Raw genomic sequence first — 15,547 nt, forward strand, 5'->3', positions numbered from 1 at the left:
AATGAAAAATGAAAAAAATTCATAAACAAACAGCATCAATGTTAACCCGCGATGGAATTCATCTAGATGCTGATATTTACTATCCCGATACTGATACAGACTTGCCCGTACTCCTGATGCGACAACCTTACGGGAAAGCGATCGCGTCTACGGTAGTCTATGCCCATCCCACTTGGTATGCTGCCCAGGGGTATATCGTCGTGATTCAGGATGTGCGGGGACGGGGAACATCAGGGGGAGAGTTTCAGCTATTTGTCCACGAAGTTGCTGATGGCATTGATACCGTTAACTGGGTGTCACAGTTACCGGGTAGCAATGGACAGGTGGGCATGTATGGCTTTTCCTATCAGGGGATGACTCAACTGTATGCAGCATCGGCAAATATGCCCGCGTTGAAAACCATTTGTCCGGCGATGATGGCGTATGATTTATATGCAGATTGGGCGTATGAAAATGGGGCATTTTGTTTACAAATCAATTTAGGCTGGGCAGTACAATTAGCCGCCGAAACTGCCCGATTAAAGGGTGATGCTATTGCCTATCAAATTCTCTATACTGCTTCTCGCGATTTGCCATTTTATAATTCATCATCCAAATTTATTGAGACTTTAAGCAAATATGCGCCGAATTCGTTTTACTATGAATGGCTAAATCATCCTGAACCCGGAGATTATTGGCAAAAATTCTCACCTAACCTCGACGGTGTGGATTTGCCGATGCTACATATTGGCGGTTGGTTTGATCCGTATCTCCGGGGTAATCTGCGCCTCTATAAAGAAATGGCAAATCGGAGTAACTTTCCCCAGCATTTGATTGTCGGACCTTGGGCGCATCTGCCTTGGGGACGGAAAGTTGGGGCAAGAGATTTTGGCACAGAGGCGGTAAGTCCTGTGGATAGGTTACAAGTGCGTTGGTTTGACCAGTTTCTTAAGGGGATTGATAGCGGATTGTTGGACAAACCGCCTGTCTATTTATTTGAAATGGGCAGTAATCAATGGCGTTATTTTGATATGTGGTTGTCAGATAATCAAAAATCCTATTGTCTTTCCAGCACGGGTTTAGCTAGTGTGCGAGACGATTCTGGGACTCTTATCCCCCAATCTGAATTATCTGATCCATTGTCCGTCTTATCGGCTGCAACTGATGTTTTTGTTCATGATCCCTGGCGTCCGGTTCCTGCCTTAGGTGGTCATGCAGCAATACCTGCGGGTTCCTTTGATCGTTCTACTATTGATAGCCGCACTGATGTTTTAACGTATACTTCAGCACCATTTGCTGACGATTTATATCTAATGGGGGATGTCGCGGTAGAGGTTTTCTGCCATGCTAATCAATCAAGCTTTGATCTCTGTGCCGTGTTATCGGAAGTCTTTTCTAATGGAATCGTTTATAATTTCACTCAGGGGTATGCGACTGTAAGTCTGGGTCAAGAAACAACACCCGTTAGGATTGAACTCCAGCCAACTTGTATAAAAATTGCCACAGGAAACGCATTACGTCTGAGTCTAAGCGCTGCTTGTTTTCCAGCGTATCCCGTGAATCCGGGAACAGGCGTATCGTCTACTGCAATGTCCTTGATGGAGGCTCAACTCATTACACTTACGGTGAATTGTGGTGGAAACTTGACATCAAAAGTTTTGTTACCAGTCGCTTAAGTTTATCTTATAGGATTGGGTTTGATTGAGGCGACGAAAAGGCTAAACTAACCACTCAACAAGGATTCGACAATTTCAAAGCTAAAACGGTATTAACCTTTTCCCTCTTTTGGAGCTAGAGAGAGTATAAATACTCAAACAAAATCGATATATATTATACCTCAATGAGCCAAAAATGTACTCAATAAGCGTAGCGAAGGGAATGATAAAAATTTGTTAGTAAAGATGATTGAGGACTATGTAAAATAAGAGAAGTGATCGAGTTATTTACAGTTTCAGTTGATTGTAATAGCTGTCAAGAACTGTTAAAAAACTAAGACAAGACCCTGGCATCAAAGCCGCACTCCTGTCGTTGTTGCGTTGGGGCTAACGCTCAACCTTTAGCATGGATGTGATACAAGAAAACTAGGTAAGTTTAAGGAGCATTGAGCCAAGCCCAGCATTCTCCAGGCTATCCCGAATTGATTGAGAACCCTGGTCAACGGCTGCTGATCAAAACACCTCCTCCCGCCCGGTGTAAATTGACCAACCCTTCCCCCAAGCTAAACCCAGTCAAGAGTTTTGACGTTTGACCAATGATGAACAAGCCACCCTTTCTAGAAACGAATCCCCAAGAAAATGACCAGCAACCGTTAGCACAGCCTCATAAATCTTGGCGTCCCCGTCATTTTCTAGTCTGGATGGTAGTGGGTTTAACCACTGTGACGATTGGCGCTGTCGCCACAGTCAGCTATTTTGGAGTGCGCCAGCTAATCCTAGAAAACATCAAGCAAAACGCCCTCAATTCAGTGCAAGCCGAAGCCAGTGAAATCGATCGCTGGTTAGCCACGCGCAAGGCTGAAGTCGAAACGATCGCCAGTACCCCGATTCTGCGATCGATGGACTGGTCGCAAATTAAACCTTACTTGCAACGAGAAGTACAACGCAGCCGGGACTTTACCTCGTTTTCTGTGATCAGGGCGGATGGGACATTTCAAAGCAGCAATGAAGGAGAGGGAAATGTTCAAGATCGCCAACATTTCCAACAGGCGATGGCGGGAAAAGTCTATGTCTCTGATCCCCTAATTAGTCGGGCGACCAAATTACCGATTATTATCATTGCCGCCCCGATTCAAGCCATGCCCCCTCAGCCTCCCCGAACCATTGGTACAGCGGCGGGTGCGATCGATATTGAGCGCGTGGCGGAAGTTGTCGAAAATATATCTTATGGCAAGGACAGCTACGCCTTTGCCCTCAACTCTAAAGGAGTGCCAATTGTTTATCCTGACCAACAAACAATTGGAACGCCAGAAACACCCGCCCCCAGTTGGCTAGACTCACCCGAACCGGATCTAGCCGCGATCGCGGACAATATGGTCAACAAAGAACAGGGAATCCAAAAGGCAACTATTGAAGGGGAAGCCGTTTATGTAGCCTATGTCCACCTCGAAGAGGCAAACTGGTCGATTGCCTTAGTCATGAACGACGAGAAAATAGAAAGCCCGATTTGGTCACTGAATTTGCTGGCGATTGTCTTAGTCGCCCTCTTGTTCGTTGCCATATTTTTCGTCAGGCGACAGGTGAAACTCTTTGAGCTGACACGGGCTAAAGCCGCCAAAGAAGCACTGCTCAATCGCTTGACCAATCGCATTCATTCCTCACTTGACTTGGATCGCACCTTACCCGCTACCTTAAAAGAGTTGACATCGTTGCTGGGATTAGAACGAGTCATTTTTGGGTGGTTGCTCGACAATCAGACGTTGAGAATTGCCTATGAGTATACGGAGAAGGGTTTATCTAGCGAATCCAAACAGTTAAAGATAAAGACTCCCGATAACTTGGAGAGTCAGTTACGCAAGGGTGAGACCGTTGATTTGAAAATTTCCACAGTCAATGGTCAATCGGATGATGCTGGTTTAGAAAATACCCCAGATCTGCCTCCATCGTCAGAGGAAACCTATATCCTGGAAAATGGTCACTATTCAGCGATTCCCATCCGTCCTCAAACTGGACCGTTGGGCTATTTAATCTGTATCCACGCCACCAGTTGGTCTTGGAGTCCCAGTGACATCGAACTATTAGAAGCGATTTCTAAACAAATTGCCAGTGCTTGCACCCAGTCCCATCTCTACGCTCAAACCCAAGAGCAAATCCAACTCCTCGACAATACCTTAGACTCATTAGAGCGAGAGCGCCGACAACTGCAACAAGTCATTGCCAGTGCGCCGATGGCAATGGCAATGTTTGATAACGAAATGCGCTATATGGCTCATTCCCAAAAGTGGCTCACGGTGCAAGGGCTTGAGGGGCAATCCATCATTGGTCGCTGCCATTACGAGGTGATCCCAGATGTACCGGAACACTGGAAACAGATTCATCAACGGGCACTCACCGGGCAAGTGATCACCAACCCAGAAGATGTCTGGGAACGTAGCGATGGTTCTATCGTTTACATGCGCTGGGCAATTAACCCTTGGTATACTGCCAATGGTCAAGTTGGTGGGATTGTCATTGCCACCGACCAGATTAACGAATTAGTCGAAGCCAGAGAAGCGGCACTGGAAGCGGTACGGTTTAAGTCCAAGTTTTTGGCGAACATGAGTCATGAAATTCGCACCCCGATGAATGGCGTCTTGGGCATGGTGGGACTCCTATTACAGACTCAACTCACGTCTCGACAGCGAGACTATGCCCAAACTATTCGCCGTAGTGCTGACCATTTACTGACCATCATCAACGATATCCTGGATTTCTCCAAACTAGAAGCGGGAGAAATGGAACTTGAAACCATTGAGTTTGACCTGGATGGTTGCATCGAATCGGTTCTGGATGTGCTAGCTACTCAAGCCGAAGCGAAGAACCTAGAATTAGCAACCTTAGTTGACCGCCAAGTCCCCCGACAACTCAAAGGTGATCCGGCTAGACTGCGACAGGTTCTGTTAAATCTGGCGAATAATGCGATTAAATTTACACCCCAAGGGGAAGTGGTTATCCATGTCACTTTAGAAACCGCCACCTCCAAAAATGCCACCCTCCACTTTGCCGTGTCCGATACAGGAGTGGGCATTTCCCCGGAAGGTCAAGAAAAACTCTTCCAATCCTTTTCCCAAGTTGATAACTCCACCACTCGTCAATATGGTGGCACAGGCTTAGGGCTAGCTATCTGCAAACAGTTGGTCGATTTGATGGGCGGCGAAATCGGCGTAGAAAGTCAGGTGGGTAAAGGTTCCACGTTCTGGTTTACGGCAAAATTTGACACCCAAACGAACGCTGAAGCCCCCAGCACTCCCTTTGCCCTCACCCATCTGAAACTGTTGGTTGTTTCCGAAAGTCGCACCACCCGCCAATCGGTGCGTTACTTAGTCAATACCTGGGGAATTGGGATTGATGAAGCCAACTCCGCAGAACTGTCCCTAGATGCCCTGCGCCAAGCCGCTAGACTTGACCAGCCTTATGATGTGGTGATCTGTGATTGGCAACTGCCCCAAATCGAGGATGGGTCCCTGATTAAAACCATTCGCTCTGATTCAGCGTTGAGCCACACCAAAGCCGTGGTGATGACGCCGATGAATCAACGGGATCAAGTCGAACAATTACTGTCTGTGGGAGCGGCGAGTTATTTGCTCAAGCCAGTGAGAGCTTCACGGCTATTTGATAGTTTAATGGCGGCTGTAGCACCCGAAATGATTAAAGAACAGCAGGAGGAAGAACTAGCCCAACATACAACAACTGGAGACTTCACTCATAGACAACCTGCGACTCCTCTGAATATCCTCTTAGCTGAAGATCATCCCATCAATCAACAAGTCATTCTCAATCAGTTACAGATGTTGGGTTATGATGCCGAGTGCGCCCCCAATGGTCAAGTTGTCCTGGAATTAGTCGAGCAAAATTCCTACGATATCATTCTCATGGACTGTCAGATGCCTGTTCTGGATGGCTATGTGACTACAACTAAATTGATTGAGCGCTACGGTCGTCATCATCCGGTTATTATTGCTCTAACCGCTCATGCGTTTCCCGAAGACCGAGAACGATGTTCGGCAGTTGGTATGGATGACTATATCAGCAAACCTGTTGATGAGGAAATGTTGAGCGAACGATTAGAGTATTGGGCAACCCAGATTAGACAGGATCAAGACAAAGGGCAAATGGCACAAGGAAACGAGAAGGCAGAGGACAAAGGGCAGATGGCAGAAGGAAACGAGAAGGCAGAGGACAAAGGGCAGATGACAGAGGGTAAGGAAGACATTAACTCAACCCTCAACACTTCCCCAATTAACTGGGAACACCTTGAGCGTGTCACCCTCGGTAAAAAATCGGCTCAAGAACGACTCTTGCACGCTTTTATTGAACATGCTGAAGCGGATTTAAAGGATATCCAAATTGGAATTGCTGCTGAAGACTATGAACAAATTTATGCAAAAGCCCATCGGTTAAGAGGATCAAGTGCCAATTTAGGTATGGACGCGATCGCAGAATTAGCCGCCCAAGTCGAAAACCATGGACGTTCCGGTTCTCTAGCCGCTATCCAGGAAAACGTTGGTGAGTTAGAACAACAACTGACTACAGTTTGCGAATACATCCGCAACATGAATGGTTCATCATGAATTCCCTATGACACACCGAGCGAAGTCAAGGTGTTCCCTATTCCCTATTCCCTATTCCCTATTCCCTATTCCCTATTCCCTATTCCCTATTCCCTATTGCCCATTGCCCATTGCCCATTGCCCATTGCCCATTGCCCATTGCCCATTCCCTAACAAATAACCATGGCAAAAATCCTCGTCGTTGATGATGATATAACCGTACAAATCATTCTCCAAGAGTTGTTAGAGAGTGAAGGTCATGAAGTTCTGCTAGCGGACGATGGAGAAGCGGCACTCCGACAAACCAAAAAACTTAAACCTGACTTAATCATCTGCGATTGGATGATGCCTAAACTTGATGGCTTAGAAGTGTGCCGCCGCATTAAGGCAGATCCGCAATTAGCAACCATTTTTCTGATTCTACTAACCATACGCGAACAAGTCGCCGATCGCGTCCAAGGGTTAGATTCGGGGGCGGATGATTTTCTCTCCAAACCCATTGAACCTAATGAATTGCAAGCCAGGGTTCGTTCGGGATTGCGGCTGCGTCAATTAAACCAACAACTCTCACAAGCCCTCCACCATCTCAAGCAAACTCAATCTCAATTAGTTCAGAGTGAAAAAATGTCTAGCTTGGGTCAGATGGTGGCTGGAATTGCTCATGAAATTAATAATCCCGTTACATTCATTCATGGTAACTTATCCCACATTGAGGATTATACTCAAGATTTGTTAGATCTAGTTGAATGCTATCAACAGGAGTATTCCAATCCTAGCCCTCATCTACAAAACAAAATAACCGATGTTAATCTTGACTTTTTGAGCCAAGACTTTCCCAAAGTATTGGCTTCGATTAAAATTGGTACTGAACGCCTACGAGAACTGGTGTTATCCTTGCGTAAGTTTTCCCGGCTCGATGAAGCTGAACGGAAACCAGTTGATCTTCATGAAGGAATAGAAAGCGCTCTTTTTCTAGTCCAACATCGCTTATCCAATTCCGCCGACCAGCCGGGGATTCAAATCATCAAAGAATACGGCGAACTCCCCCCATTTGAATGCCATCCAGGACAACTGAATCAGGTTTTTCTCCACATTATTAATAATGCTATTGATGCTTTAGAAAGGAATAAAGAGAAAGAGACAGTAAACAATTATTCACCTCAAACTATACCAACTATTAAAATTAAAACTACTCTGCGAAACAACTATCAAGTAATCATTTGCATTAGCGATAATGGAATTGGCATATCCGACAGTGTAAAACCTAGAATATTTGATCCATTTTTCACCACAAAACCTGTCGGTAAAGGCAGAGGATTAGGGCTATCCATTGCCCATCAAATTGTGGTGAATCAACATGGCGGTGAGTTGGAGTGTATTTCTCAACCGGATATCGGGACGGAGATGATTATTAAACTTCCGTTTAAAAAATGTTTATTAAATGTCGATTAACTCTTTGCACTAAATTGCCTTTTTGGGTTTTGAGTATACTCGGTATTTTAATAATAAACTCACTGCCTTGACCTAAAGCAGAAATACAGCCAATTTCGCCTTGGTGCTTTTCGACTACAATCTGATGACTTACAGCTAATCCTAAACCCGTGCCTCTACCCACAGGTTTGGTGGTAAAAAAAGGCTCAAAGATATGCTGACATACATTTTCACTCATACCAATTCCGTTATCTTTAATCCGAATGATGATGGATTGAGGCAGCGTATAGTGAGAATTAGAGAGTTCAGTTTTGATGATAATTGACCGGGTTCTTGGTTGATAGTCTAAGGCTTCAATGGCATTATCGAAGATATTGAAAAATACCTGGTTTAGCTGACTAGCATAACAAGTCACTAGCGGAAGTTGAGCATAGTGCTTAATCACTTTGATTTCTGGGCGATTGCCTTCAGCTCTAAGTCTAGACTGTAAGACAAATAGGGTATTGTCAATACATTCATGAATATCAACGGGTTTTAACTGCGCTTCATCCAATTTGGAAAAGCTTTTAAGCGATCGCACAATTTTCTCAATGCGTTCAATGCCAATTTCCATAGATTGCATCAGCTTATCCCAATCCTCAACCAGAAACTCTAAATCAATCTCCTCACTCAGTTGGTGAATCTCTACCGTGGGTTCTGGATAGGTTTTTTTGTACAGTTGCACAAGTTTTAATAAGTCTTGGCAATAGGTACGGGCATAGGTAATATTGCCGTAGATAAAGTTAGCGGGGTTGTTAATTTCATGGGCGATTCCCCCAACGATTCGTCCTAAACTCGACATTTTCTCGGTTTGGATCAGTTGGGCTTGGGTGTATTTTAATTGTTTTAGGGCGTCTTGTAGCGCCTGGGCTTTTTGTCGTTCCCGGGCTTCGGATTGTCGTAGCGCGAGTTCGATGTGTTTGCGATCGCTAATATCAATCGCTGCACCTAGGGTTTGTCGAGTTGTCCCGTCTGCATTCTGTTTAAACACCGTTTCTTGGGAAAATAACCAACGCCATTCCCCATTTTTGTGGCGCATCCGATACTCTAACTCAAAGACATCACCGATCTGGGCATATTTGATCCGGCGTTGATGATCCCAAACGATGTCGAAATCATCCGGGTGCATCAGCATCGAGAGAACTTGGTTCCCCATGTCTTGAATTTCTGCGGGGGTATAGCCTAAAATTTCATGGATTCCTCCGTTGGTATAGACATTGCGTCTTTCTACCCAATCATGAATATAGATAATATTCGGATTCGCCTCATTAATTGCCTTTAACCAGCGCTGGGACTCTTGCAAGGCTTGTTCAAGTTGTTGGCGTTCAATTCCCACCGCGATTTCATTGGTAATAGAGGCTAAGGTATCCAGGGTGGTTTGACTGAAAGGATGACGGGAAAACAGTACCATCACGCCCACAAGTTCCGCTTCCACAATCAGGGGATAACCTGCAAAGGATACTATTCCTTCCTGTCTCGCCCATTCACAATCACTGATGTTCGGATCATTAGCGATATCATTACTCACGTAAGGTTGGTGTTGACTGGCAATGCGACCAATGGGTGAATCACCCACTGAGACTTGAGTGTGAGTCCCATCAGTATGGGTGTACAATCCTGCTGAAGCTTGCAACTCCAGGATATTGTCCTGGGAGTTTAACGTCCAAATTCGGGCAAATGCGACATCTAAATGTTCTACTAACGCTTGAGTACAGCGAAATAGCATCGCCGATAATTCAGTTTCCTGACTTAAGGCTAATCCGATATCAGAACGTAAGGTTAACCGCCGCGTTTGTGTCGCTAACTCTGCTTCTGCTTGTTGGCGATCGCGAATTTCTTGTTGCAGTCGGATATTTTGTTGTTGCAGTTGCAGGGTTAAGAAACGGAGATGCAGGTGAGTTTTAATCCGGGCTAACACCTCATCGACTTGCATGGGTTTGGTGATGTAATCAACCGCCCCTAATGACAAGCCTTTGACTTTCGCCTCACAATTCGATGTGTCTATTGCTGCGGTCATAAAAATGACCGGAATATCTTTGGTTTTCTCCCAGGTTTTGAGATGACGGCAGGTTTCAAATCCATCCATTTCTGGCATTATCACATCCAGTACTATCAGATCTGGAGTCAGCTTTTCTAAGAGTTTCAAGCCTTGGATACCACTCTTAGCGATTCGCACCTCATAGCCAGTATTTTGTAAACAGTCCGAAATCGGTTTCAGATTTTCGACCCTATCGTCAATAATCAAAATCTTTGCCTGTCTATAAAAATCTTGGCTATTTTCATTAATAATCATGAACCTGTTCTGATTCTTTGCGTCAAACTGTTTATTTTATGGGATTTTATTGTGCTTTTCTGACTGCCCAACACTATGGACTTGATCCGAGAATGACTATAGCGATTATCAAGATAAAAAATATAGATTAATTTACCTATATTATGGCAAATAGTTCAAATCGTCAAGACAATAACAATCCCTGATAAATATGACTTTTCTGACCTTATCTGACCTTGAATGGAAATAAATGCCTTACTTTTCTGACCTTTTCATTGGCACAAAAAAATGATACTTATAGAAATATAGCTGATTAAATAGACAAGTGTTGAGAGTTAGGGTAGATGTCGCTGAAATAAGCATTGTGAGATCGCCAAAACCTTTGATATGTAGTAGATATGTCGTAGGGTGACTTAATCAGCGTGACATTCGAGTTAGGGTGAGTATGCAGACGACACCAGGAATTAGACTGATTCTTGTCTGGATACTGAAAGGGTAACTAATATACTATCACTTCCAATTTATTTCGTTGTATTGAATACAATTTTACATCCCTTGGTAATTCGTCATGAAAATTAAAGTTTTTATGCCAGAAGGAAACGAAAATACATTTCAATATACAAATAACCTTGATAAACGAAAAAAAATCCATGAATTGAACAATTTCATTTTTAAAACTAAAGATGTGAGGGAATGCAAAAGAGCTGAAGCAGTAAAACTGGAACTATTAGGAATTAGCCACCAAGAAATAGCCAATAAGCTAGGAGTGTCTATGAGTTTTATTGCTAAACACAAAAAACATTACAATGAAAAAGGTGTAGACGGACTCAAGCTAAAATACAAAGGAGCAAAAGGTTATCTAACCTCGACACAAAAAGCCGAAATTGTTGATTGGATAAAATGTACACAAAGCCGCAATTTGTCGGCATTAAAAAGGTATTTAAAGGATAACTATAATGTTGTATTTAAATCCAAGGAAAGTTATTATAGGATTTTGAGAGAGAGTCAAGTTTGCTGGCGACCAGCGAATAAAGCTAAAAGGTAAGCATCTTCGAGAGTCCTTACGATGAAAACAGATCAAAAACTTCGGGAATAGGGAATGAGTAATAGGCAAGAGTTCTTCTAACTCTTAATTCTTATACTCCCCCAAACCTGCATCAAAAGTTAAAATTAGTTTATGTCTCAATCCATGAATATGAGCCATAATCTCTATCAGGTGGGGGGGAGTCTCACTGTAGATAACGCTACCTATATTTCGCGTCGAGCCGATCGCCTACTCTATGATGCCCTATTCCAGGGAGAATTTTGCTATGTCTTCAATGCCCGACAAATGGGCAAATCCAGCCTCCGAGTCAGAATCCAGCAACAGTTACACGAACAAGGCTATCGCTGTGTCTATTTAGATATGACTCAACTGGGTAGTGAACAGGTGAATCATCAGCAGTGGTATCGGGGCATTATGTTGGCAATTGTCAGCGAACTTCGGCTTTTGGGTAAAATTCCCCTCAAAAAACGCTGGCAAGAGTGGGAAACCTTGCCGATGGTGCAACAATTGGGAGTGTTAATGGATGAAGTGCTTGCCCAACTCCCCCAAACCCGACTCTTTATCTTTGTCGATGAAATTGATACAATTCTCAGCTTATCCTTTCCAGTAAATGATTTCTTTGGCTTTATTCGGTATTGTCACGAATTACGCCAGAATAACGCCACCTATCAACAGTTAACCTGGGCATTATTTGGCGTGGCTACCCCATCGGATTTAATTCGCGATCGCACTCGCACCCCCTTTAATATTGGTCAGGCAATTGATTTAAATGATTTTCACTTAGAAGAAGCCTATCCCCTGCTGCGATATTTCCCAGATTATCTACCCAATCCAAAAGGAATTCTCAACGCAATTCTCCACTGGAGTGGCGGTCAACCCTTATTAACCCAAAAACTCTGTCAACGGGTGGTTGAGTTGAGTACAATGGCAACCGAATCCCATCTGAGTCTTCCTTCGGGTACAGAAAACCAATGGATTGCAGAAATCGTGAGAACTCAGATTATTGACCATTGGGAATCCCAAGATGATCCCGAACATCTTCGCACCATTCGCAATCGTCTGCTCTATGACGAACAACGCGCCGGACGATTATTAGGATTATATCAACAGATTTTAGACCAAGACGGCATTATTAGTGATGACAGTCCCGAACAAACGGAATTACGACTATCGGGATTAGTGACGAAACGAAACGGAAAATTACAGGTCAAAAACCCAATTTATAAAACCATCTTTAATCGGGACTGGATTCAAGCCCAATTTAATCAATTACGTCCCTACTCCCAAGCCTTAAACGGCTGGGTTGCCTCGAACTGTAGCGATGACTCTTGGTTATTACGGGGACAAGCCTTACAAGAAATGCTAATCTGGGCGCAAAATCAAAGCCTCAGCGATTTAGACTACCGTTTTCTATCCGCCAGTCAAGTCTTAGAACGCCAATCAAGCCTAGCCAAAGCGGAAGCCGCCCGTCTCCAGGAAGTGGAAGCCCGTCTAGCCATTGAACATCAGCGCAACCAAGAACAGCAACGCAGTTTGAAACGACAGCGCCTGTTATTAGCAGGGGTGAGCGGTGCCTTGGTGATTGCGGCTGGATTAGGCATTTTTGCTTGGTATCAATATCGTCGGGCATCGGTGCGAGAAGCCGAAGCCATTGTCCAAACGGCTGAAGCCTTATTTGCCTCAGATCAACCCTTTGAAGCCTTAATACAAGCCATTCGTGGCAAACAGCAACTCAAGGGCTGGCAACGGGTGAATCCTGCCGTGCAATCTCACGCCGATGCAATTTTAGAACGAGTGGTGTTAAATATTCATCAGCGCAACCGTTTGGATGGACATGAAGCAGCCGTTCTCACCGTTGATATTAGTCCTGATGGACAAACCATCGCCACAGCGGGAGTCGATACGAGGGTTAAATTGTGGAATCGAGACGGAAAACTACTCTCGACATTTAAGGCACATGAGGCGACAATTCGAGTCGTCAAATTTACCCCGGATGGTCAATTCCTGGCGACGGGGGCAGGTGATGGCAAGATTCACCTGTGGACTCCCTCTGGCACATTAAAACGCACGATTAAAACCCATTTAAAGGCAATCTGGGATTTAGCGTTTAGTCCCGATGGGCAAACCTTGGTGGCGGTTGGACGTCCCAGCATCATGGAATTTTGGCAAATTGATGGGACTCCTATCGAACACCTCAAGATCAAGTCATCCGGGGGATTATCGGTGAAGTACAATCCCCAGGGGAATCAAGTTGCCGTCGGCGGAAATGACGGTACCGTAACCCTTTTCCATCCAGATGAACAACGACAACAGATCATCAATGCTCATCAGGCGGAAATTAATGCGCTTGCCTTTAGTCCTGATGGAGAACGATTGGTAACAGCTAGCCAAGATCAAACGATTAAACTGTGGCGCAAGGATGGTAAGTTGCTGAAAACCTTGACTCATCATAGCGCGGGCATTATAGATATAGATTTTAATCCAGATGGGCAAACCTTTGTGGCGGGTAGCCACGACAAAACCCTGTCGTTGTGGACTCGTCACGGTACGTTACTCAACACCTTCAAAGGGCATCAATCCGCTATTTGGGGCGTCGCCTTTAGTCCCGATGGCAAGATGCTGGCATCAACTGGCGCGGATAATACAGTTCTGCTGTGGCAGATTCACCATCCTTTCCATCAAACTGTACACGGAGCGGGGGGAAAAGCATTAAAGGCGATTTACAGCCATGATGGACAACGCTTAGTCACGACTGGGGATCAAGATAATTTAGTGTTAACTTCAACCTCTGATTTAACCATTAAATCTCTGGATTCTCAACAGGCAGTCGTCAGGAATTTGTCATTGCATCCAACCCAAGAGTTGGTGTTATCGACGGGAATGGATCAGACGATCGAAATTCGCCAGCTAGATGGAACCATTTTGCAAACGATTCAGGATCATGATGAGGTGGTCATGGGGGCTGATTGGCATCCCAGTGGCGAGGAAATCGTCTCAGCCAACGCCTCGGCTCATATCTATCGCTGGAATACCCAGGGTAAAAAGCTGACAGGTTGGTTAGGTCACTCCGCCCCGATTTGGGATATTCGCTATAGTCCCGATGGCAGTCAGTTTGCCACCGCCGGGAATGATGGAATGGTGAAACTCTGGAGTCGAGAGGGCAAATTACTGCACACACTCAACCATGATTCAGCCGTGTGGCGCGTGGCATTTAGTGCCGATGGGGACTATCTGATCTCTGGGAGTGGGGATAAAACGGCGAAAATTTGGCGCAAAGACGGTACGTTAGTCACAACGTTAACGGGACATCAGGCGGCGGTTTGGGGGGTGGCATTTAGGCCCGATGGCACGTTAGCAGCGACGGCTAGCATTGATGAAACGGTGAAACTCTGGACGATGGATGGGGAATTATTAGCCACCCTCAACGGTCATACGTCAGGGGTTCGCAGCCTCGCCTTTCGTCCCGACGGACAGGTGTTGGCTTCAGCCGGAGATGATAAGGCGGTGGTGTTTTGGAATATTGCCAACATTTTACAATTGCAACCGTTAGACTATGCTTGCGATTGGGTCGAGAATTATCTTCGCACGAATTCCCAGGTTACAGACACCACTCGAAACCTGTGTCCATCTGGTTAACCTGGTTAGTGAGGTATCACAGATCCCCGACTTCTCCAAGAAGTCGGGGATCTTGCTCAGGTAGTTGATCGAGAGCGTCGGTCAAGTATTCCTAGAACTCGCCGCTAACCCTACGGGTATAGCGGGAGACTTCTGGCACAATCAAATTAAACTGACTTTTCACGGCATGGCTCTTGCGCTGTGCTAGTTGGACAGGGAGGCTAGGTTATCCTCTAGGAGCTTTGAGGGAGCTTGAGACCCAGGTAAAGGTGAATTTTACGACTATCTTTCAGGTTACATCCAGATATGAATCAAACCTCCCCAACTTTCGCAGGTTTTGAGACATTCCGTGAAAAGCCAGCGACTTAGACAGGATAACCGTCTGAAGCTACCTTACCAATTCAGTGAGCCTGAAATCAAGTCAGAAAAGTCTGAACTTTTATCAGTCAAAATCTGACCTTTCTGACTTTTTGGACTGAAAAATATCTGACCTTTATAATTTGACGGTTAAGACATCTCGCTCCCTTGAGTATAACGATGCCCACCGTTAAGTTGAATGGCAGGCTCCAGTCATAATTTTGAGATCGCCGAAATGTACAGGAGTAGGTTCTGTTACCTTGTCAAAAAAAGTTTCTAAATGATTTGTACCAATAATAGAGAGCATGTCTTAATGCAGGCTAGGCGTTAAACTGCTTGCCAGTTAACTTTTTCAGCTTATAAATTTGTTTTTTTTAGGTTGGATGTATGTGTACGAATCAAATAGACTTTATCGAGATAGCAACCTTCAATAGATTGTGGTCGTTTTTGAGCTAAATTCTTGCCCTAACTGGGTTTCAAGCCACAAACTTCTCAATTAATAAGTTTTTTAAATAATTTTAAATATTGTCAAATATATTTTATAGATGCTATAAATAAAGACATG

Annotated in this window: 6 protein-coding genes; 5 read left to right on the top strand and 1 reads right to left on the bottom strand. The window is 44.6% G+C overall.

Annotated features, from left to right (window positions below; translation table 11 throughout):
* Positions 1-8 precede the first annotated feature (8 nt).
* The 3 genes from RIB93_RS22135 (at position 9) to RIB93_RS22145 (ending at position 7,675) form a co-directional block, all read left to right on the top strand.
* Positions 9-1,655, top strand: a complete 1,647-nt coding sequence (locus RIB93_RS22135) for a CocE/NonD family hydrolase (RefSeq protein ID WP_446375675.1) — start codon at positions 9-11, stop codon at positions 1,653-1,655.
* A 575-nt stretch (positions 1,656-2,230) separates the two neighbouring features.
* A complete protein-coding gene (locus RIB93_RS22140; RefSeq protein ID WP_446375677.1) occupies positions 2,231-6,244 on the top strand; it encodes a response regulator in 4,014 nt (1,337 codons plus the stop codon).
* A 162-nt stretch (positions 6,245-6,406) separates the two neighbouring features.
* A complete protein-coding gene (locus RIB93_RS22145; RefSeq protein WP_446375679.1) occupies positions 6,407-7,675 on the top strand; it encodes a sensor histidine kinase in 1,269 nt (422 codons plus the stop codon).
* Here the strand turns inward: RIB93_RS22145 and RIB93_RS22150 are convergent.
* Positions 7,647-9,986 carry a response regulator gene (locus tag RIB93_RS22150; RefSeq protein ID WP_446375681.1) on the bottom strand — a complete coding sequence of 780 codons (2,340 nt, stop codon included), beginning with the start codon at positions 9,984-9,986 and terminating at the stop codon, positions 7,647-7,649. The two genes, RIB93_RS22145 and RIB93_RS22150, sit on opposite strands and share 29 nt — an antisense overlap.
* Before the next feature lie 547 nt (positions 9,987-10,533).
* Between RIB93_RS22150 and RIB93_RS22155 the strand changes: the two genes are divergently transcribed.
* Together RIB93_RS22155 and RIB93_RS22160 are read left to right on the top strand one after the other, a co-directional pair.
* The gene (locus tag RIB93_RS22155; protein ID WP_446375683.1) at positions 10,534-11,010 is read left to right on the top strand and encodes a helix-turn-helix domain-containing protein; all 477 of its coding nucleotides are present in this window, start codon (positions 10,534-10,536) and stop codon (positions 11,008-11,010) included.
* Positions 11,011-11,142: 132 nt separating this feature from the next.
* Positions 11,143-14,646 carry a WD40 domain-containing protein gene (locus tag RIB93_RS22160; protein WP_446375685.1) on the top strand — a complete coding sequence of 1,168 codons (3,504 nt, stop codon included), beginning with the start codon at positions 11,143-11,145 and terminating at the stop codon, positions 14,644-14,646.
* The last annotated feature ends 901 nt before the right edge of the window (positions 14,647-15,547 follow it).

The sequence above is a fragment of the Coleofasciculus sp. D1-CHI-01 genome (assembly GCF_040218875.1).
In the GTDB taxonomy this organism is placed as follows: Bacteria; Cyanobacteriota; Cyanobacteriia; order Cyanobacteriales; family Coleofasciculaceae; genus Coleofasciculus.

Coding starts and splice junctions, on each gene's coding strand:
- RIB93_RS22135 (WP_446375675.1), top strand. CDS start 9: ATGAAAAAAATTCATAAACAAACAGCATCAATGTTAACCCGCGATGGA.
- RIB93_RS22140 (WP_446375677.1), top strand. CDS start 2,231: ATGATGAACAAGCCACCCTTTCTAGAAACGAATCCCCAAGAAAATGAC.
- RIB93_RS22145 (WP_446375679.1), top strand. CDS start 6,407: ATGGCAAAAATCCTCGTCGTTGATGATGATATAACCGTACAAATCATT.
- RIB93_RS22150 (WP_446375681.1), bottom strand. CDS start 9,986: ATGATTATTAATGAAAATAGCCAAGATTTTTATAGACAGGCAAAGATT.
- RIB93_RS22155 (WP_446375683.1), top strand. CDS start 10,534: ATGAAAATTAAAGTTTTTATGCCAGAAGGAAACGAAAATACATTTCAA.
- RIB93_RS22160 (WP_446375685.1), top strand. CDS start 11,143: ATGTCTCAATCCATGAATATGAGCCATAATCTCTATCAGGTGGGGGGG.